Origin of the sequence: Rivihabitans pingtungensis (assembly GCF_003201855.1) — a bacterium.
GTDB lineage: Bacteria > Pseudomonadota > Gammaproteobacteria > Burkholderiales > Aquaspirillaceae > Rivihabitans > Rivihabitans pingtungensis.
In genome coordinates this window covers 66,778-86,506 of sequence record NZ_QJKI01000005.1, presented here as the reverse complement: position 1 = coordinate 86,506, position 19,729 = coordinate 66,778, and the positions used below count along the sequence as shown (strand labels likewise).

Annotated in this window: 17 protein-coding genes and 1 tRNA gene; 7 read left to right on the top strand and 11 right to left on the bottom strand. The window is 63.4% G+C overall.

Annotated features, from left to right (window positions below):
* Positions 1-193 precede the first annotated feature (193 nt).
* Together DFR34_RS05580 and DFR34_RS05575 are read left to right on the top strand one after the other, a co-directional pair.
* Positions 194-979, top strand: coding sequence for a substrate-binding periplasmic protein (locus DFR34_RS05580; protein ID WP_110390178.1), 786 nt, complete (start codon positions 194-196; stop codon positions 977-979).
* On the top strand, positions 976-2,859 hold the full coding sequence (locus DFR34_RS05575) for a diguanylate cyclase domain-containing protein (protein WP_110390177.1): 1,884 nt from the start codon (positions 976-978) through the stop codon (positions 2,857-2,859). Before DFR34_RS05580 ends, DFR34_RS05575 begins: the two co-directional genes overlap by 4 nt.
* A 17-nt stretch (positions 2,860-2,876) precedes the next feature.
* Here the strand turns inward: DFR34_RS05575 and DFR34_RS05570 are convergent, their stop codons facing one another.
* The 11 genes from DFR34_RS05570 to nifL all read right to left on the bottom strand — a co-directional run bounded on the left by DFR34_RS05570 (position 2,877) and on the right by nifL (position 14,885).
* Positions 2,877-3,908 (bottom strand): DUF475 domain-containing protein, encoded by a 1,032-nt coding sequence (locus tag DFR34_RS05570; RefSeq protein WP_110390176.1) that lies wholly within the window; start codon positions 3,906-3,908, stop codon positions 2,877-2,879.
* A complete protein-coding gene (lnt, locus tag DFR34_RS05565) occupies positions 3,905-5,455 on the bottom strand; it encodes an apolipoprotein N-acyltransferase (RefSeq protein ID WP_110390175.1) in 1,551 nt (516 codons plus the stop codon). Before lnt ends, DFR34_RS05570 begins: the two co-directional genes overlap by 4 nt.
* Positions 5,452-6,312 (bottom strand): CorC family transporter, encoded by an 861-nt coding sequence (locus DFR34_RS05560; protein ID WP_110390174.1) that lies wholly within the window; start codon positions 6,310-6,312, stop codon positions 5,452-5,454. Before DFR34_RS05560 ends, lnt begins: the two co-directional genes overlap by 4 nt.
* 10 nt (positions 6,313-6,322) lie before the next feature.
* Positions 6,323-6,826: an rRNA maturation RNase YbeY gene (ybeY, locus tag DFR34_RS05555; RefSeq protein ID WP_110390173.1), complete on the bottom strand. Its 504-nt coding sequence runs from the start codon at positions 6,824-6,826 to the stop codon at positions 6,323-6,325.
* Positions 6,823-7,785, bottom strand: coding sequence for a PhoH family protein (locus DFR34_RS05550; protein WP_110390172.1), 963 nt, complete (start codon positions 7,783-7,785; stop codon positions 6,823-6,825). Before DFR34_RS05550 ends, ybeY begins: the two co-directional genes overlap by 4 nt.
* Positions 7,786-7,792: 7 nt before the next feature.
* Positions 7,793-9,133 (bottom strand): tRNA (N6-isopentenyl adenosine(37)-C2)-methylthiotransferase MiaB, encoded by a 1,341-nt coding sequence (miaB, locus tag DFR34_RS05545; protein ID WP_276329684.1) that lies wholly within the window; start codon positions 9,131-9,133, stop codon positions 7,793-7,795.
* A gap of 118 nt (positions 9,134-9,251) precedes the next feature.
* A tRNA-Met gene (locus tag DFR34_RS05540) sits at positions 9,252-9,328 on the bottom strand.
* Positions 9,329-9,515: 187 nt separating this feature from the next.
* A complete protein-coding gene (gene modC, locus DFR34_RS05535) occupies positions 9,516-10,586 on the bottom strand; it encodes a molybdenum ABC transporter ATP-binding protein (protein WP_110390171.1) in 1,071 nt (356 codons plus the stop codon).
* Positions 10,583-11,257, bottom strand: a complete 675-nt coding sequence (gene modB / locus DFR34_RS05530) for a molybdate ABC transporter permease subunit (protein WP_110390170.1) — start codon at positions 11,255-11,257, stop codon at positions 10,583-10,585. Before modB ends, modC begins: the two co-directional genes overlap by 4 nt.
* A 467-nt stretch (positions 11,258-11,724) precedes the next feature.
* Positions 11,725-13,326: a nif-specific transcriptional activator NifA gene (gene nifA, locus DFR34_RS05525; RefSeq protein WP_211309300.1), complete on the bottom strand. Its 1,602-nt coding sequence runs from the start codon at positions 13,324-13,326 to the stop codon at positions 11,725-11,727.
* A gap of 44 nt (positions 13,327-13,370) precedes the next feature.
* Complete coding sequence (gene nifL, locus DFR34_RS05520; RefSeq protein WP_110390169.1) at positions 13,371-14,885, bottom strand: nitrogen fixation negative regulator NifL; 1,515 nt, start codon at positions 14,883-14,885, stop codon at positions 13,371-13,373.
* 462 nt (positions 14,886-15,347) lie between these two features.
* Here nifL and rsxA point away from each other — a divergent pair, with 462 nt between their 5' ends.
* From rsxA to rsxG, 5 genes are read left to right on the top strand one after another with little or no spacing between them, the layout of a single operon-like run.
* Complete coding sequence (gene rsxA, locus DFR34_RS05515; protein ID WP_110390168.1) at positions 15,348-15,926, top strand: electron transport complex subunit RsxA; 579 nt, start codon at positions 15,348-15,350, stop codon at positions 15,924-15,926.
* A gap of 19 nt (positions 15,927-15,945) precedes the next feature.
* Complete coding sequence (locus DFR34_RS05510; protein WP_110390167.1) at positions 15,946-16,476, top strand: RnfABCDGE type electron transport complex subunit B; 531 nt, start codon at positions 15,946-15,948, stop codon at positions 16,474-16,476.
* Positions 16,477-16,504: 28 nt separating this feature from the next.
* Positions 16,505-18,028 (top strand): electron transport complex subunit RsxC, encoded by a 1,524-nt coding sequence (gene rsxC / locus DFR34_RS05505; protein WP_110390166.1) that lies wholly within the window; start codon positions 16,505-16,507, stop codon positions 18,026-18,028.
* The gene (locus DFR34_RS05500) at positions 18,025-19,119 is read left to right on the top strand and encodes an RnfABCDGE type electron transport complex subunit D (protein ID WP_211309299.1); all 1,095 of its coding nucleotides are present in this window, start codon (positions 18,025-18,027) and stop codon (positions 19,117-19,119) included. The genes rsxC and DFR34_RS05500 overlap by 4 nt, the downstream gene beginning before the upstream one ends.
* Before the next feature lies 1 nt (position 19,120).
* Positions 19,121-19,729, top strand: a complete 609-nt coding sequence (gene rsxG, locus DFR34_RS05495) for an electron transport complex subunit RsxG (RefSeq protein WP_110390165.1) — start codon at positions 19,121-19,123, stop codon at positions 19,727-19,729.

Below are 19,729 nucleotides of genomic sequence, written 5' to 3'. Positions count from 1 at the left end.
ATGGCACACTGTATTCACAGCATGTATCGCAGGTTTTGCTCGCCTTCACAAAAATCTCTGACAATGGTTGTGTCTGCGGGCTGGCTGCGGTAGTGTCTGCGGCGGCGCGCCGGCCGGGCCAGCAGGTTTCGACTGGGAGTGGACCGGCGCATGGTGTGGTTTTTTCCTGGCCGACAAGGTCACCGGATTGAGCATGAAAGCATTTTTTATTGCGCTGGGTCTGTTGCTGCACGGCAGCCTGGTGCTGGCGGCAGACCGCCTGCATGACATCAAGGCACGGGGTGAGCTGCGGGTGTGCATTTGGCCGGAATACTATGGCATCTCCTACCGCAATCCCAAGTCTGGTGCGGTGGCGGGGGTAGATGCCGACATGGCGCGTGATCTGGCTACCCAGCAAAATGTCTCGCTGAAATTCATCGACAGCAATTTTGCCAAGCTCAAGGACGATCTGCTGGGTAATCGCTGCGACGTTGGCATGTTTGCCGTGGCCGTGACACCTGCCCGTCAGGCTGTGATGGATTTCACCCAGCCGCATATGTTCAGCGATGTCTATGCAGTGGCCAGCCGCAGCAATGTCAATGTCCAGTCCTGGTTGGACATTGATCGCCCTGGTCGAGTGGTGGCCGTGGCCGCCGGGACTTTTCACGAACCGCTGATGCGCGAGCGCCTGCATGCAGCCAGGCTGCTGGTGGTGGCGCCACCAGCCACTCGCGAGGGCGAGGTGGAATCCGGACGTGCCGATGTGTTCATGTCGGATTATCCATTTACACGCCGCATGGTCAAAGACCATGACTGGGTGCGGATCATCGCCCCGGACAAGCCGTTTCATGTGGTGAATTACGCCTATGCCATTGCCCCGGGCCAGCCGGCCTGGCTGGGTACGCTGAACCAGTTTGTGCGCAATCAGCAACGCTCCGGCCGCCTGCGCCTGTTGGCACAGCGCTATGATTTGCAACCGATTGTCAGGGATGCTCAGTGAGCGAGTCGGAGTTTTCCTGGGGAGGGCGTGCCTTTGATGGCGACATTACCGGTCGCGCCAACCGCATGCTGTATATTCTGCTGGCCATCTTTGCCTGTTCCGGTATTGGCTTGCTGGCCTGGGGCATTTCAAGGGACTATCGGCAGACGATCGACACCCATGCCCGCCAGTTGGATGTCGGGGCGATGGTGGCCGAGGATTATCTCTCACAGGCGCTGGAGCAAACCCGCCTGCTGTTAATGGATCGGGCCAGCCAGTGGGAACAGCTGCCGGCCAGTGCCCGTCTGGGCGGGCAGGCACAAGCCTTGCTCAAGGCCGGTTTGCAAGGTGTGCCGAATGTGCGCAGTGTTTCGCTGGTCCGCACTGATGGTCGCGTGGTGGCCAGCTCCGAGCCTGCCAATCTGGGTTTGTTGCTGCCGGAAGCCCCGCAGCGCGGTGCGCTGATGTGGCTCTCTCAGGCCTATCCTGGGCGTGATCTTGCTGAGGCAGGCAAGGTTGTGATCAGTGATGCTCCGGGTTTTGTCCTCGCGGCCATGCCACTTGAGCTAGAAGGCGAACAATGGTGGGCGGTGGCTACCTTGTCGCCTGAGACATTCCGCAATTATTTTTCCCGACTGGATTTGCTGGGCGAAGGTCGCCTGGAGGTCTATCGCTATGACGGCGTACCACTGTTTGCATACGGCAGCGGCCAGTGGCTGACCACGGTGGAACGCCAGGATCGCTTTGGCGTACAACTGGCTGCGCGGGAAATCGGCCCTGCCGCTGAACGTCTGCGTCTGGGTGAGCCAGTGCTGGAAAGTTATCGTGCTGCCCGTCGCATGCCAGTGGTGGTGGTGGCCGCAGAAAATCGTGCGCGCGTGCTGGCCGACTGGCGCAGTAATTTGCAGATGTCGCTTTGGGTATTCTTGCCGCTGCTGGCCGGCCTGTTGGCCGCCACGCTGATGATGGTACGCCAGCGCTTCAGCGCCATTCGTTCCATGGAGGCCCGTACCCAGGCAGAGGTGTCTCGTCTGGCCCAACTGATCGACAGCCTGCCGGATGCGGTGGTGGTGCTGGGGCGCGGCGGGTTTCCGCTGCATGGCAATCCGGAATGGCGCCGTTTTACCGGCGAGCAGCACGACCATGACAGCTTGTTGTCGTTGTATCGTACTCGCGCGGGGGATCGCCCGGTGACGGAAAGCTGGCTGGCCAAGCTGTCGCGGGTATTGCAGGGCAGCCAGACGCACGCCCCTCCTGAAGAACTCAGCCTGTTTGATGCCGATGGCCAGCCGCGCGTCTATCAACTGACCGTGCAGCGCCTGACCGACAGTGCGGATACCGTGGTGCTGGTGCAGCACGACTTGACAGACAGCCATGCCCATGCTCATAAGCTGCGTTATTTATCCAGCCATGATGAGCTGACCGGCCTGTATAACCGCGCTTGCTTCAATGAATTACTGGCACAGTCGCTGGAGCATGCCTTACCCTTGGCTGTGCTGTTTGTCGATCTGGATCATTTCAAGGACATCAATGACGCGCAAGGGCACCAGACCGGTGACCAGATCCTGATTAAAGCCGCCCGGCGCATCCAGCAATCGGTGCGGCCAACCGATATTGTTGGCCGCTATGGCGGCGACGAATTTGTCGTGGTGCTGAGTGCGCCAGCCTTGCCCGCGTTGGCGGAACGGGTGGCTGGCCGCCTGAATCAGCAACTGAGCATGCCTTTTGAAGTGGATGGGCGCAGCTTCCAGATCTCTGCCAGCATCGGCATTGCCCACGCGCCAGCGCATGGCCGTATCTTGCAGGACCTGGTGGCCGCGGCCGATGCCGCCATGTATGTCAGCAAGGCGGCTGGCCGCAATCGCGCCACCTGTTATAGCCCACCACCGTTGCCCGTCTGATTCTGCTGGTTTTGTGTTCAGTTGGCAGCTTGCGTCTTGCTATAACGGATTGACGACCATACCGACAACACAATCAAAGCAATGCCAATCAAGCCGGTAAACAGCTCGGGGATGTGCCACTTCATCGACGCCAGCATGATCAGCGCCAGTGCGCCAATCGCGTAGTGGGCGCCGTGCTCCAGAAACACATACTCGTCCAGCGTGCCTTTTTCCACCAGATAAATGGTGATCGAACGCACGAACATGGCGCCAATACCCAGGCCGGACATGATGATCACGATGTCTTTGGTGATGGCGAACGCGCCAATCACGCCGTCAAACGAGAACGAAGCGTCCAGCACTTCCAGATACATGAACGCCCCCAGCCCGGCCCGGCGCACCACCTGGCCATTGTTGCTGTCTTCGTCTTGTTCCAGCAGCGCCGCCAGGCAATCCACCAGCAAATAGGTCAGGATGCCCCAGATGCCTGCAAGTAGCACGGCTAGACGTTGTGCTTCTCCTACGCCGCGCAAGCTCACCATCAGTGCTAGCAATGCAACCAGTACACCGATGGCATTGATGCGGCCCAGTCCACCCAGACGGCTCTCTAGCCAGTGAAACCAGTGAGTTTCCTTTTCGTCGTCAAAAAAGTAATTGAGGAACACCAGTAGCAGGAACATGCCACCAAATGCTGAGACTTCGGCGTGGTGGGCGGTCAGGCGTGCGGCATAGGCATCCGGTTGTTCGAGCGCCATACGCACTACATCGCCCATGCTCATCTCTGCTGCAACCGACACTATCATGATCGGAAACAGCAGGCGCATGCCGAATACGGCTACCAAGATGCCAACAGTCAAAAACATGATCCGCCAGAAGTGGTTCATCGTTTTGAGCACACCCGCGTTGACCACTGCGTTGTCAAACGATAAAGAAACTTCCATGGCGGCTAACACCGCAGCTAAGGTCATGGCTGTCAGGGCTGTGGGCATTCCACCTAAATGAAATCCCCAGGCTCCGACTAGCGCTAGGGCGATAGCGGTAAAAATAAATGAAAAAGTAAAGTGTCTCATGGTGCTCCTTTATGGCCACTGTGGCGAAAATCGTGGAGATTCTTGTCAGAATCAAGGTGAGTCTGGCAATGCCTGCGTGTCCAGAAGGCTGCTAATAACACCATAAGCGAGGCCAGTAGAGTTGGAAGGTCGCCCCCACGCAGGTAAGGTGTATTACCGCGCCGGGTTTCCACTCGGGCGCGCAAGCCGCCCGTGGTGAAGTCCGCCAGTCGCGCCTGCACGCTGCCATCGGCGCGCACCACGGCGGTGGCGCCGGTGTTGGTGGCGCGCAGCATCGGGCGGCCGGTTTCCAGTGCACGGGTTTGCGACAGCTGCAAATGCTGGTCGGCGGCGGTGGAATGACCAAACCAGGCCAGATTGCTCAGGTTCACCAAGGCTTCTGCTTGCCGCGCGCCTGCGCGCAGCTCATCGCCAAAGCTGTCTTCATAGCAGATGTTGAACGCCAGCCGGTGGCCGGCCAACTGCATGGGTGCTTGCACTGCACCGCCCGAGCTAAAACCTGCCAGTGGCATGTTCAGGTAGCGATATACCCAGCCGGTCAGCCAGGGGAGCGGCACAAATTCGCCAAATGGCACCAGATGATCCTTGCCGTATACTGGCTGTGGCGAGGTCAGCGCCAGCGCCGCGTTGTAATAGCGATCAGGGTTTTGCGGATGCAGATAAGGCATGCCTGTCACCAATTCGCTGCCCTGCGCGCGCGCGCTGTCGGCCAGCCAGGCCAGCACGCCAGGCGGAACCTGATCGGCAAACAGCGGAATGGCGGTTTCCGGCAGAATCACCACCCGGGCGGGATATTGATCAAGCAGCTGTTGATAGGTCTGCAAGGTGTGGGCAAAAGTTTCTGGCCGCCATTTCATTTCCTGGGCGATATTGCCTTGTAGCAGCGCGACGTCCAGCTCTCCTGCATCCTCGGTCCAGGACACTGTTTTCAGGCCCATGCCCGCCAGCCAGACCAATACGCCTAGCGCCAGTGCCGGCGCGGCGCGGCGCAGGCCATGGCGTGCGCTGTGCGCCAGCGCGGCAGCGCTCAAAGCTACCCAGGCCGCCACCAGATACACCCCACCCACTGGCGCCCAGCCGGCCAGCGGGCCTTCCGGGATCTGGCTGTAGCCGATATTGCCCCAGGGAAAGCCGGTCATCACCGTCGCGCGCAGCCATTCGCTTAGTATCCATAACGCTGGCAAGGTCCACCACGCCCGTTCCGCACCCAGCCGGTGAGCCAGTCCCAGCGCCAAAGCAGGGTACAGGCAGAGATAAGCCGGCAGCAGCAGCGTCATCGGCAGCGCCAGCCAGGCCGGCATGCCGCCCACGTCGTGCAGGCTGATATAAATCCAGTAGAAATTGGCCGTGTAGGCGGACAGCCCCCACAGCGCGCCCAAGCCGGCGGCCTGGCGCGCGCGCGGTTGCGCCAGCGCCAGACTGAACAGCAGCGCCAGCAATAGCGGCATCAACCAGAACTGGCGGAATGGGGCAAAGCACAGCACGCTGAGCGCGCCGCTGGCGACGGTCAGCAGCCAGTGGCTGGCGCGCGAATCAGGGAGTTTCATGCGGCAGGGGCTGGTTGCTCGGTCGTGTCTGCCTCGGGCAGGCGTTCGACCAGCAGGGAGTGAATGCGCCGGCTGTCGGCGCGGATCACCTGAAAGCGCAGGCCGGCGTGGTCGATGCTCTCGCCGCGCTTGGGCAGATGGCCAAAGCGGGACACCACCAAGCCGCCGATAGTGTCGTATTCGTCATCGGCAAAGGCCACGCCCAGCGCGGCATTGAAGTCTTCGATCTCGGTCAGCGCCTTCACCCGGTAGCGGCCGCTGTGGTCGCGGATGATATTGCTCTCGGTTTCGTCAAAGTCGTATTCGTCTTCGATGTCGCCGATGATTTGCTCGATCACATCTTCGATGGTCACCAGCCCGGCCACGCCGCCGTATTCGTCCACCACGATGGCCATGTGGTTGCGCGTGCTGCGAAATTCCTTCAGCAGCACGTTCAGGCGTTTGGATTCGGGGATGAACACCGCCGGGCGCAGGCTGTCGCGCAGGTCAAAGGCGTCCGGGTCGGCAAAGTAGCGCAGCAGGTCTTTGGCCAGCAGGATGCCCAGCACATCGTCCTTGTCGCGGCCAATCACCGGAAAGCGCGAATGCGCGGTGTCCAGCACGAAGGGCAGGAAATGCGCCACCGATTCGCTGACGCGGATCACATCCATCTGGCTGCGCGGAATCATGATGTCGCGCACTGATAATTCGCCCACCTGCAACACGCCTTCGATCATGCCCAGGGCGTCGGCGTCGAGCAGATTGCGCTCAAACGCCGCGTGCAATTGTTCGATCAGCTCTTCGCGGTCTTCCGGTTCGCGCATCAGCAGCGCCGACAGGCGCTCCAGCCAGGATGGTTTACTGCCAGCTTCGTCCATAGTGTGAGGTTCAGTCAGCCGATTCGGCGTAAGGGTTGTCGTATCCTAACCTTGCCAGGATGACAGTTTCAAGCGCTTCCATCGCTTCGGCCTCGCTGTCGTCCTCATGGTCGTGGCCGCACAGATGCAGCACGCCATGCACAGTCAGGTGGGCGTAATGGGCGTGCAGGGTCTTGCCTTGCTCGGCGGCCTCGTGCGCCACCACTGGCGCGCACAGCACGATGTCGCCAAACAGCGGCAAATCGGCCGGGCTGTCTTCGCCCTCGTTCAGGGCAAAGCTCAGCACATTGGTGGCGGCGTCCTTGCCGCGATAGCCGTGGTTTAGCTCGCGGCCTTCGGCCTCATCCACCACGCGCAGGCCGATTTGCGCCAGGCGCGGGCCATTGCGCAGCGCGGCGGCCACCCAGCGCGAGAACTGCTCGGGGCTGGGCAGGCCGATCAGCGGCACGGCGTAATGCACGTCCAGATCGAGCTGGCGCGGGCGGGGGCGGTAAACAGTCTTGGCGAGTTTCATGCGTGGGTATCCGGGCTGGCGGCTTGCCAGCGGTCGTAAGCGTCAACGATTTTCTGCACCAGGGGATGGCGCACCACGTCGTCGCTTTGAAAATGGTGAAAACAAATGCCGCGCACCTGATTGAGGATTTTTTCCACCTCAATCAGGCCGCTCTTTTGGTGGCGGGCCAGGTCGATCTGGGTGACGTCGCCGGTGATCACTGCCTTGGAGCCAAAGCCGATGCGGGTGAGGAACATCTTCATCTGCTCGGGCGTGGTGTTCTGCGCCTCATCCAGAATGATAAAGGCGTGGTTCAGCGTGCGGCCGCGCATATACGCCAGCGGGGCGATTTCGATCAGGTTTTTTTCAAACAGCTTGCTCACCCGGTCAAAGCCCATCAGGTCATACAGCGCATCGTACAGTGGGCGCAGATAGGGATCGACTTTCTGCGCCAGATCGCCGGGCAGAAAACCCAGCTTTTCGCCGGCTTCCACCGCCGGGCGCACCAGCACAATGCGCTTGACCGCGTCGCGCTCCATGGCGTCCACCGCGCTGGCCACCGCCAGATAGGTTTTGCCGGTGCCGGCCGGGCCGATGCCAAAGGTGATGTCGTGGTTCTGGATGGCGCTCAGATAGTGGTTCTGGCGCTGGGTGCGCCCGCGCAGGTCGCCGCGCCGGGTCATCAGCACCGGCACGCCCTCGTCGACCGCCTCGGGCGGCGTGCGCTGAAACTCCACCAAGCCCAGCTGAATGTCTTCGACCTCCAGCGGCTGGCGCTCGGCGCGCAGGTAGAACATCTCCAGCGCGGTCACCGCGTCGGCGGCCCGTGCGCCCACCACCTTGAAACCCTCGCCGCGCCGGGCGATGCTGACATCCAGCGCGGTTTCGATCTGTTTCAGGTTTTCGTCCAGCGGGCCGCACAGGTTTTGCAGGCGGGCGTTGTCCACCGGGGTGAATTGAATGCGTTGGCTCAGGGACATGGCGCGCTCAGGCAATGCTTTCGCGGGTGACGATTTCTCCGCGCAGCGAATGGGGGTAAGCCTCGGTGATGCGCACGTCGATCATCTGGCGCAACAGGCGCGGCAGGCCGGGCACGTTCACCACCCGGTTGTTCATGGTGCGCGCCGCCAGCACCTCGGCGTCGCGGCGCGAGATGTCTTCCACCAGCACGCGCTGCACCGTGCCCACCATGCTTTGATTGATGCGCAGGCCCTCGGCTTCGATCACCTCGTTCAGCGCCTCCAGCCGGCGCACCTTCTCGCTGTGCGCAATGTCATCCGGCAGATTGGCCGCCGGCGTGCCGGGGCGCGGGCTGTAGATGAACACAAAGCTGAAATCAAAAGCCAGGTCCTTGGCCAGTTTCAGCGTGGCGTCAAAGTCCGCCTCGGTTTCGCCGGGGAAGCCGACAATAAAATCCGAGCTCAGGCACAAGTCCGGGCGCACCGCGCGCAGCTTGCGGATGATGGATTTATATTCCAGCACGGTGTAGCCGCGCTTCATCGCCGCCAGCACCCGGTCCGAGCCGGATTGCACCGGCAGATGCAGATGCGACACCAGCTTGGGCAGGCGCGCGTAGCAATCAATGATGCGGTCGGTGAATTCGCGCGGATGGCTGGTGGTGAAGCGGATGCGCTCCACGCCGGGGATCTCGTGCACATAGTCCAGCAGCAGGGCAAAGTCGGCGATTTCGCCGTCGTGCATCAGGCCGCGATAGGCGTTGACGTTCTGGCCCAGCAGGGTGATTTCTTTTACCCCCTGTTGCGCCAGGCCGGCGATTTCCACCAGCACATCGTCCAGCGGACGCGAGACTTCTTCGCCACGGGTATAGGGCACCACGCAGAAGGTGCAGTATTTCGAGCAGCCTTCCATGATGGAGACAAACGCCGCGCCGCCTTCCACCCGCGCTGGCGGCAGATGGTCGAATTTTTCGATTTCCGGGAAGGAAATATCCACCTGGGCGCGGCCGCTGTCGCTGCGCGCGCGCAGCATGTCCGGCAGGCGGTGCAGGGTTTGCGGGCCAAACACCACATCGACAAAGGGTGCGCGTTTGACAATCGCTTCGCCCTCCTGACTGGCCACGCAACCGCCCACGCCAATCACCAGATCAGGGCGTTGCAGCTTGAGCTCGCGCACGCGGCCCAAGTCGGAAAACACTTTTTCCTGGGCTTTTTCGCGCACCGAACAGGTGTTGAACAGAATGATGTCGGCGTCTTCCGGGGTGTCGGTGCGGACAGCGCCTTCGCTGGCCCCCAGCACATCCAGCATTTTGGCCGAGTCATACTCGTTCATCTGGCAGCCGAAGGTTTTGATAAAGACTTTCTTGCTCACGGGAATCCGTCTGGGTGACAGGGTGGCTAAACAGCCCGCCATGATACCCCAAGCCATCCGGCGGCGGGCGGGCGACAATGCAAAAAGCCCGTCGCTGAGGCGACGGGCTTGGAATCTTTGGTGGCTATGACTGGAGTTGAACCAGTGACCCCAGCATTATGAGTGCTGTGCTCTAACCAACTGAGCTACATAGCCACGTAAAAGAGAGCGCAATATTACGGGGGTGTTTTTGGCTTGTCAAGCCTTGCGCCGGGTTTTTTTATCAGGTGAGGCCACGTGCGCGCCAAGCGTGTGGATGGCGGGGCTGTGGCATGGGTTCTGTTCCGGGTGATGGCGAATCGCGCCATTTTAAGTGGCGCGATTCGGTGGATGCGCGCCATGCTCAATCCAGCAGCGCCACCGCCTTGATCTGGGCGAACACCGTCATGCCGGGCGCCAGGTTCAGCGCGCGCGCCGAGCGTTGCGTCACCCGCGCCAACAGCGGCGCGCCGCCCGCGTTCAGCCGCACCAGCACATGACCTGGCGTCGGCGCGGGGGCCAGTGCTTCGATCTGTGCGGTCACCCGGTTAAGAATGCTGTCGTCGGTGGCGGCGGACAGGCTTAGGCTGATGTCGCGGGCGTGCACCCGGCAGCGCAGTTGGGCGCCCACCGGCTGTGGCTGTTGCGCCACATAAATATCGCCACCAGCAAAGCTGAGCCGGCTGAGCGCGTCGTCTTCGTGCGAAGTCAGGGTGACGCTGAGCACCGTGCCGGCGTCGTCGGCAAACACCGCCGGCACATCCACCCGGCCCAGCACATCGTTCAGCGCGCCGCTGGCCAGCACCCGGCCCTGATCCAGCACCACCATATGGTCGGCCAGCCGGGCGACTTCGTCTGGCGCGTGGCTGACGTAGAGCACCGGGATTTCCAGTTGGGTGGTGACTTTTTCCAGATAGGGCAGGATTTCCTGCTTGCGCCGCAAGTCCAGCGCCGCCAGCGGTTCGTCCATCAGCAGGAGTTGCGGCGAGGTGAGCAGCGCGCGGCCAATGCCCACCCGCTGGCGCTCGCCGCCAGATAGCTGGTGCGGCTTGCGCGACAACAGGCCGCCGATGCCGAGCAGCTCGACCACTTCTTCTTCGCCAAAGCGCCGCTCATGGGCCGGCGTGCGTCGGTAGCCAAACAGCAAATTGTCGCGGGCGTTCAGGTGGGCAAACAGGCTGGCTTCCTGAAACACCATGCCCAGCGCGCGCTGGTGCGGCGGGGTGAAATGGCGGTCATCCTGCCAGACCTGCTCGCCCAGGCTGACATGGCCACCCGGCACGCGCTCCAGGCCGGCAATGGCGCGCAAACAGGTGGTCTTGCCCGAGCCGGATGGGCCAAACAGTGCGGTGACGCCACGGCCGGGCAGGTGCAGATCAATCTCCAGGCTGAAGGCCGGGCGGTACAGGGAAAAACGGGCGCGCAGCTGGCTCATCGGCGTTCTCGTGTGCTGGGGTTCAGGGTGTACAGCACCAGCAGCACGGTCAGGCTGAAGGCCACCATGCCGCCGGCCAGCCAGTGCGCCTGGGCGTATTCCATGGCTTCTACATGGTCGTAAATCTGCACCGACACCACCCGGCTGACGCCGGGAATATTGCCGCCAATCATCAGCACTACGCCAAATTCGCCGATGGTGTGGGCAAAACCCAGAATCGCCCCGGTCAGAAAGCCCGGCCGCGCCAGCGGCACCATCACATGCCAGAACGTGTCCCACGGGCTGGCGCGCAGGGTGGCGGCCACTTCGGCTGGCCGTTCGCCAATCGCCTCAAACGCATTCTGGATGGGCTGCACCACAAACGGCAGCGAATAACACACCGAGGCAATCACCACCCCCGGAAAGGTGAACGGCAGCAGCGGCAGCCCCAGCGCCTGCATGGCCTGGCCCACTGGGCCGTGCGGCCCCATCAGCAGCAAGAGATAAAAGCCGATCACCGTTGGCGGCAGCACCAGCGGCATGGCCACCAGCGCGGCCACCAGTTCGCGCGCGCGTGAGCGGGTGCGCGCCAGCCACCAGGCCAGCGGCGTGCCGATCAGCAACAGCAACAGGGTGACCACACTGGCCAGCTTGAGCGTCAGCCAGACGGCTTGCAGGTCATCTTGCAGCATGGCGGGCTCCGGTGCGTACAGAGAAAAGCGTGAAGGTGGGCATTTGGCGTGATGGTGTGATGGATATAACCGGGCGTTTAGAGCCGCTCACAAAACCCTCCTGGCCTTGTTGCGCGGCCTGGTCGTCCTGCTGGTACTGTCTGCCGCAGCACGCCTGGCCAGGCGCGCTTCGCTGAGTTTGGTGAGCGACTCTTAGCAAATGCTGTGCCCAAGCTGGGCGGTGCAGAATATCTGGCCAGCCAAGCAGGTTTGGCGCCGTTCAGCGGCCCTGCCCGGCGTTGGCGAAGCTTTGTTGCGTTGCTTGTGGCGCTTGCCTGGCACGCTGGCTGGCGCAGTGAGTGCGTAATATATCTGACAATACGACGGTAGGTAAGACACCAGCCCAGTCGGGCTTGTGTCCTGGCGCTGTCGGCCGCGCAGTCTGGCGGGCGTGGCGCCTTGTGGCGTGCGATGAAAATCGCGCTGTATTACAGCTGCTTGACCTCGATATTCAAGGTCTGGATGCGATAGGCAATCTGCCGGGGGGTCATGCCCAACAGGCGCGCGGCTTTGGCCTGCACCCAGCCGGCTTGCTCCAGCGCGGCGATCACCCGTTCGCGCTCGGACAGCGAAGGGTCGTCCACCGAGGGCGGCGCAGCATGCATGGCGGGAGCGGGGCGCGCCGCCGCCGGGCGCGCGTTGCCGCGTTCGCGCGCGCCCGGAAAACAGATCAAGCCCACATCAATGCGGCCGTCTTCTGACAACACCGCCGCCCGCTCCAGACAGTTTTCCAGCTCGCGCACATTGCCCGGCCAGTGGTGGGCGGCCAGCCGGCTGATGGCGGCGTCGGTCATGCGCAGCTTGCGGCCCTGCGCCTGGCCGATTTTGCCCAACAGATGCTGGGCAATGTCCGGGATGTCCTCGATGCGCTCGCGCAGCGGCGGCAGAAACAAGGGCATCACGTTCAGCCGGTAAAACAAATCCTCGCGGAATTCGCCAGCGTCCACCGCCGCTTCCAGGTCACGGTGGGTGGCGGCGATCACCCGCACGTCCACGCGGATGGTGCGGCTGCCGCCCACCCGCTCGAACTCGCCTTCCTGCAACACCCGCAACAGCTTGGCCTGAAACGCCGAAGAAATTTCGCCGATTTCGTCCAGAAACAAGGTGCCGCCATGCGCCTGCTCAAAACGGCCCTTGTGGGTGTCCACCGCGCCGGTGAAGGCGCCGCGTTCGTGGCCAAACAGCTCGGTTTCCAGCAGGTTTTCCGGCAGCGCCGCGCAGTTGAGCTTGACCAGCGCATGGCGCGAGCGCGGCGAGTGGTAATGAATGGCGTTGGCGATCAGCTCCTTGCCGGTGCCGGTTTCGCCGCGAATCAGCACCGTGGTGTTCCAGCGCGCCACCTGACGCGCCTGGTCGAACACCCGGCGCATACTGGCCGAGTGGCCGGCGACATTGTCAAAGCCAAACTGCTGGCGCACGGTGCGGCGCAGCGAGTCGCGCTCTTCGATCAGCGCGTGGCGCTCCTGCGCCACTTCGCGCGCCAGCTGCACGCTCTTGCCGATCAGGTTGGCGACCATTTCCACAAACTGGCCACGGTCGCTGAGCAAGCCGTCGTCTTCGTCTTCCGGCTGCACCGCCAGCACGCCGCACACCGCGCTGCCAACCTTGATCGGCACGGCGATAAACGGCAGGTGTGGGGCGTACACGCCCAGCCGGTTGAGAAAACGCGGCTCATCGGCCACGCGCTTGAGCATGACCGTGCGCGGCTGCTCCAGCAGCAGGCCGAGAATGCCCTCGCCAGGCTGATAGCGCACCGTTTCGGGTTGTGGCGCTTGTGGATGGTGCAGGCTATGCACCATGAGTGCGCCGCTGTCCGGCTCGACCACGGCAATCAGGCCGTGGGTGAGGCCGGCTTCGTCGTGCAGCACGCGCAGCATTTCGCGCAGCATGTCGGCGGTGTCCAGGGTGCGGTTGAGCACCTGGCTGACCGCGTACAGCGCCGACAGCTGCAACAGGTTCAGGCTATGGGTGGGGCAAAAATGACAACCTTGTCCACCAGCCGCATGCGGGGGGTGCGGGGTATCCATCATTCAGTTCGCTCTATCCGGACTCAGGGGCATTGACGACGCCAGGCTCATACCGGGTCGCCGTCAAGGCGGAATTCCACGGTCACCAGGCAGCCGCCGCCAGGGTTTTCTCCCAGGTCGATATAACCGCCGTGGTCGGTCGCCACCTGGTAGGCGCGCGACAAGCCGGTGCCCAGGTGGCGGCCGCCGCCGCGTTTGGTGGTGAAAAACGGCTCAAAGGCGCGCAGCTCGCAATCCGGGCTCATGCCTGGCCCCCGGTCGGCGACGGTGATGACAATACAGTCGTCGCGCTGGCGTGTTTTCAGTGTCAGCTCGCGTCGCGCCCAGCCCTTGCCGCTCATTGCCTCGATGGCGTTGTCGATCAGGGCCTTGAACAGAATGCGCAACTGCACCGAGCGGCCGTACATGGTGGGCAGGGTGGGCGCCGGCAGCCAGTCCACCACCACGCCATTGGCCAGCAGGCTGGGGGTGACGATGTCCAGCACGTCGCGCAGGATTTCGTTGAGGTTGACGTTGCTCATGGTTTCCGGCCCGCGCGGCGGAATCACCTCGCGCAGCGCGTCCAGATGCACGCGGCTGGCGTCCAGCGCGTCTTCCAGCATGCTGGCGCTGGCCGGGTCGCGTCGGCGCAGCAGGTTGACTGCCGAGAAAATCACATTCATCGGCTCTTCCAGCCGGAACAGGGCCGCCGACAGGCTTTCGCGAATCGACGCCACCCGTTCTTCGTCAGCCAGAATGGCCTTCAGCGCGGCGGTGCGCGCGCGCTCCTGCTCGGCGCGCAGCGCGGTGATGTCGGTGCAGGTCAGCAGCAGGCCAGCGGCGTTTTGCGCACAGAAAAACCCATCCACCGCCTCATTGCTCAGGCGAATCAGCTGGGCGCTGCAGGTATACCAGCGCGGCGCGCCGCCGGGCCGGTCCAGCCGGGCTTCCTGGTCGGTGAAGGTGCAGTGCGCCGGGTCGCTGGCCAGTTGGGCGCGCCAGTCCGGGCACAGCGTGTCCATCAGCGCGTGCGCCGGATTGTCGTTGCTCAGCTCGCGCGCCATGCTGTGGTAGGCCTGATTACTCAGCATCAGCCCGCCATTGCCATCCAGCAGGGCAAACACCATCGGCGCGGCGTCCAGCACCGAGGCGATCAGTTGTTTTTGGTTGTTCACCATGCATTCCAGCTGGCGCAGGGTGGTGACGTCGCGGTGCATGCCCAGATAGTGGCTGACGCTGCCATCCGGCGCGTGCACCGGGGTGATGCTGACCTCGGCCAGGTACACGCTGCCATCCTGCCGGCGGTTGAGCAGCCGGCCATTCCAGGGCTGGCCGGCGGCCAGCCGGCTCCAGAGCTCCTGGTACACCTCGCGCGGGGTGGTGCGGTGCGACAGCATGGATTCGTTGTGGCCAATCACCTGCTCGGGCTGATAGCCGGTGACGCGGGTGAAGGCGGCGTTGGCGTACAGGATATTGGCGTGGCGGTCAGTGATGGAGATGGCCAGATCGGCTTCTTCCACCGCCTGTCGGTACAGCTCCGGCGGTAATGAAACCTGGGGGGAGAAAGCGGATGCGGCCGACATGATGGGTCTCTCCTTGCGTGCGGATGTCTGTCCGGTTTGGCCCCGCGCGCATGCGGCGGGTGGTGGGGCGTCAGGCCGCAGGCAGGGTGTAAAGCGTCGCTCACAAAACCCTCCTGGCGTTGTTGTGCGGCCTTGCCGTACTGCTTGTGCTGTCTGCGGCCGCACGCCTGGCCAGGATCGCTTCGCTGAGCTTTGTGAGCGACTCTAAATAAAGCTGCGGGCTGGCGCGCAATAAGGCTTAGCAGGAATCGTGCCGACCATCGAAATCGGGTAAATCGCTGAAATCGCTCGCCAAGGGACAAAACTGACGAAACCCCTGTCGGATACCCGACATTGCGTTGCAACAATGTTTGCCGTCAAAACAAAAAATCCAGTTTATACATGGGTTTATGTTTTCTCTGGCCGGCGTGGCATGCCTTATGCACAGGCGCGGACATTCCCAAATCCGTCTGTGAGCGCATCATGAGCGAATATATTCTCCTGTTATTGTCCACTGCCCTGGTCAATAACGTGGTGCTGGTGAAGTTTCTCGGCTTATGCCCGGCCATGGGGGTGTCCAAGAGCGTGGACAGCGCGCTGGGCATGGGCCTGGCCACCACCTTTGTCATCACCCTGGCGGCTGGCGCGTCCTGGATGCTGGAAAACTGGCTGCTGGCGCCGCTGGGGCTTTCTTACCTGCGCATCCTCACCTTCATTCTGGTGATTGCCGCCGTGGTGCAGTTCACCGAAATGGTGATTCGCAAGATGAGCCCCGGCCTGTACCAAGCGCTGGGCATCTATCTGCCGCTGATCACCACCAACTGCGCCGTGCTGGGCGTGGCGCTGCTCAATATTTCTCAACAATTTGGCCTGTTCAAGAGCCTGGTGTACGGCTTTGGCTCGGCTATGGGCTTTACCTTGGTGATGGTGATCTTTGCCGGCCTGCGCGAACGCGTGGCGCTGTCGCGCGTGCCGCAGGCCTTTGACGGCGCGCCCATCGCCTTTGTCACCATCAGTTTGCTGGCGCTGGCCTTCATGGGCTTCTCCGGCTTGAACATCTGAATCTCTGAAAGGAACCGTCATGCTTGCCGCTGTCTTGAGTCTGACCGTGCTGGGCGCCGTGCTGGGTGTGGTGCTGGGGGTGGCCAACCGCTTTTTGCAGGTGGAAGGCAATCCTGTGGTGGATGAAGTGCTGGAGATGATGCCCGGCTCCAACTGTGGCCAGTGCGGTTTTCCGGGCTGTGCTGGCGCCGCCGCCGCCGTCGTGGATGGTTCGGCCCCCGCCACCCTGTGCCCGCCCGGCGGCAAGGCGCTGGCCTCGGCGCTGGCCGCCAAGCTGGGGCTGAGCCTGGATTTGTCCGGCATGGACGACAGCGGCCCCAAGCTGGCCGCCGTCGCCGAAGAACTCTGCATCGGCTGCTGCCGCTGCGCCAAGGTGTGCCCCACCGACGCCATCGTCGGCGCCGCCCGCCAGATTCACAACGTGCTGCGCGAAGCCTGCACCGGTTGCGAAAGCTGCGTGCCGGTGTGCCCCACCGAAGCCCTGCTGATGAAGCCGATGCCGGTCACCCTGCAACACTGGGTGATGCCGCGCCCGGCCGCCGTGGCCTGAATCGCTCAATCGTCAAGGAAATCCTGTCATGAACCTGCGCACCTTGCTGGATAAATTACTGGGCAGCGCCGATTGGGGCATTCACCCCGACGACCACAAGCGCCCTGGCGCCGATGCGCCGGTGCGGGTGATGCCCGCGCCATCGCGGCTGTATCTGCCGCTGTCGCAACACTCGGGCGCCCCGGCCCGGCCGATTGTGCTGGTGGGCCAAAAAGTCAAAAAAGGCGAATGTCTGGCCGAAGCCCAGGGCATGGTGTCCGCGCCGGTGCACGCGCCGACCTCCGGCACGGTGCTGGCGGTGGCCGATGTGACCGCGCCGCATCCCTCCGGCCTGGCCATGCCCGCCATCATGCTTGAGCCGGATGGCCTGGATGAATGGATTGAGCTCAAAGGCTGTGACGACCCCTTTGCCCTGTCGCCGGCCGAGATCAACAAAAAGGTCGCCGCCGCTGGCGTGGTGGGCATGGGCGGCGGCACCTTTCCGTCGGCGGTCAAGCTGACCGGCGCCAACCGCGCCGGCATTCACACCGTCATCATCAATGGCGGCGAGTGCGAGCCCTATCTGTCCTGCGACGACGTGCTGATGCGCACCCAGGCGGCCGGCATCGTCGCTGGCGTGCGGCTGATCGTGCACGCCAGCGGCGCCAAGCGCGCGCTGATCGGCATTGAAGACAATAAACCCGAAGCCATCGCCGCCATGCAGGCCGCCGCCGCCGGCTACGACACCGTGCGCGTGTGCCCGGTGCCGGCGCGTTTTCCCATGGGCTTTGACAAACAGATGGTCAAGACCCTCACCGGCATCGAAGTGCCGGCCGATGGCCGCTCGTTTGACGCTGGCGTGCTGGTCAACAATGTGGGCACGGCGCTGGCCGTGTGGCAGGCGGTGGCCGAAGGCCGGCCGCTGGTGTCGCGGCTGGTGACCTTGGGCGGCGCGTGCGTGAATGCGCCGGGCAATATCGACGTGCCGCTGGGCGCCTTGGCTGAAGACGTGCTGGCCTTTGCCGGCGGCCTCAAGGGCGACGGCCTTGGCCTGGCGCGCCGGGTGATTGGCGGGCCGATGATGGGCGCGCAAGTGCAGCATTGGCGCGTGCCGGTGATGAAGGGCGTCAGCGGCATTCTGGCGCTGGACGCCAAAGAAGCCAGGCTGGAAGACGCCAGCGACTGCATCCGCTGCGGCAGCTGCGTAGAGGCCTGCCCGATGGGCCTGCTGCCCTCGGACATGGCCGCCAATATCCGCAAGGAAGCCCTGGGCGAAGCCGTGGAGCTGGGCCTGAAAGACTGCATTGCCTGCGGCTGTTGCGCCTATGTGTGCCCGTCCAGCATTCCGCTGGTGCAGCACTTCACCTACGCCAAAAACGAACTGGCCGCCCGCGACCGCGCCACCCTGCGCATGGAGGCCACCAAGAAACTCGCCCAGGCGCGCGAAGCGCGGCTGGCGCGCGAAGCCCAGGAAAAGGCCGAAGCCGCCGCCCGCCGCAAGGCCGAGCGCGCTGCCGCCGCCGCCAAAACCGCCGCTGCGGCTGAGGCAAGCAAGCAAGGAGAACCGACATGATGCCGTCGTCTTTGTCGGGCAGCCAGCTGGTTGCCTCGCCGCACGCCCATGCGGGCAAAACCGTCACAGGCACCATGCTGCGGGTGGAGCTGGCGCTGGTTCCGGCCACCTTGTTTTCGTTTTGGCTGTATGGCTGGCCGTCGTTTCTGGTGTGGGCGCTGACCCTGGCCTCTTGTGCCGGGTTTGAGGCGCTGTGCCTGCGGCTGAAGGGCCATCCGCAGCCGGCGCGCGTGCTCAAGGACCATTCCGCCCTGCTCACGGGTTGGCTGCTGGCGCTGACCTTGCCGCCGTGGGCGCCGTGGTGGGTCCCGGTGCTGGGCGGTTTTATCGCCATCGTGATTGGCAAGCAGGTGTTTGGCGGCCTGGGGCAGAACGTGTTCAACCCGGCCATGGTGGCGCGGGTGGCGCTGCTGGTGTCGTTTCCGCTGCCGCTGACCACCTGGGTGTTGCCGGGCGCGCAAGCCAGCCTGCCAGCGCCGGGCCTGGCCGACAGCCTGATGATTTTTTTGGGCGCCATGCCGATTCCGGACGCCATGGCCAGCGCTTCGCCGCTGGGCTTTGCCAAAACCGAGCTGTCGCGCGGCGTGGATTTGCTGCACAGCCTGAGCAGCGGCCATGCGCCCTTGGCCGCCTGGCACGGCGTGCGGGTGGGCAGCCTGGGTGAAAGCGCCGCGCCGCTGCTGTTGGCCGGCGGGCTATACCTGATCGCCGTGCGCATTATCTCCTGGCACATCCCGCTGGCGGTGCTGGCTGGCCTGGCCATCCCGGCCGCCATCGGCCACGCCGCCAATCCGGCGCACTACCTGGACGCCGCCACCCACCTGCTGTCTGGCGCGGCGATTCTGGGCGCGTTTTTCATCGCCACCGACTATGTGACCTCGCCGACCACGCCGCTGGGCAAGCTGCTGTTTGGTCTGGGCATTGGCTTTTTGACCTGGATCATCCGCACCTGGGGCGGCTACCCGGAGGGCATGGCGTTTGCCGTGCTGTTCATGAATGCGCTGGCGCCGATGCTGGACCGCGCCTTCAAGCCGCGCATCCTCGGCCGTCAACGCAACGGCAAACCGCTGGACGCCCCCAAGGAGGCCTGACATGAATCTGGATGCAATTCGGGAAAAACTGGGCTATCAACCCGTGCTGTTGGGCGTGGTGGCCCTGGTGGTCAGCGGCGCGCTGGCGCTGGCCGCCACCAGCACCCACGACGCCATCGCCGCCGCCGAGGCCGCCGACCTGCGCAATTCGCTCAGCGACGTGCTGCCCAAGGGCTTTGCCGACAACGACCTGGTCAAGGACGTGGTCACCCTGCAATACAAGGATAAACCGCTGACCATCTACCGCGCCCGGCTGGGCAGCGCGCTCAAGGGCGTGGTGTTTCAGGTCAGCGAACGCGGCTACAGCGGCGAGATTCTGGTGCTGATGGCGGTGGATGTGGACGGCAAGATGCTGGGCGCGCGCGTGCTCAAGCACACCGAAACCCCTGGTCTGGGCGACAAGATTGAAATCGCCAAAGACAAATGGATTCTCAGCTTCAACGGCAAATCGCTGGGCGAGCCGCCGGCAGACAAATGGGGCGTGAAAAAAGACGGCGGCGTGTTTGACCAGTTTGCCGGCGCCACCATCACCCCGCGCGCCGTGGTCAAGGCGGTAAAGGGCGGCATGCTGTTTTTCAGTGAACACAAAGCGGAAATTCTCGGAGGCTGA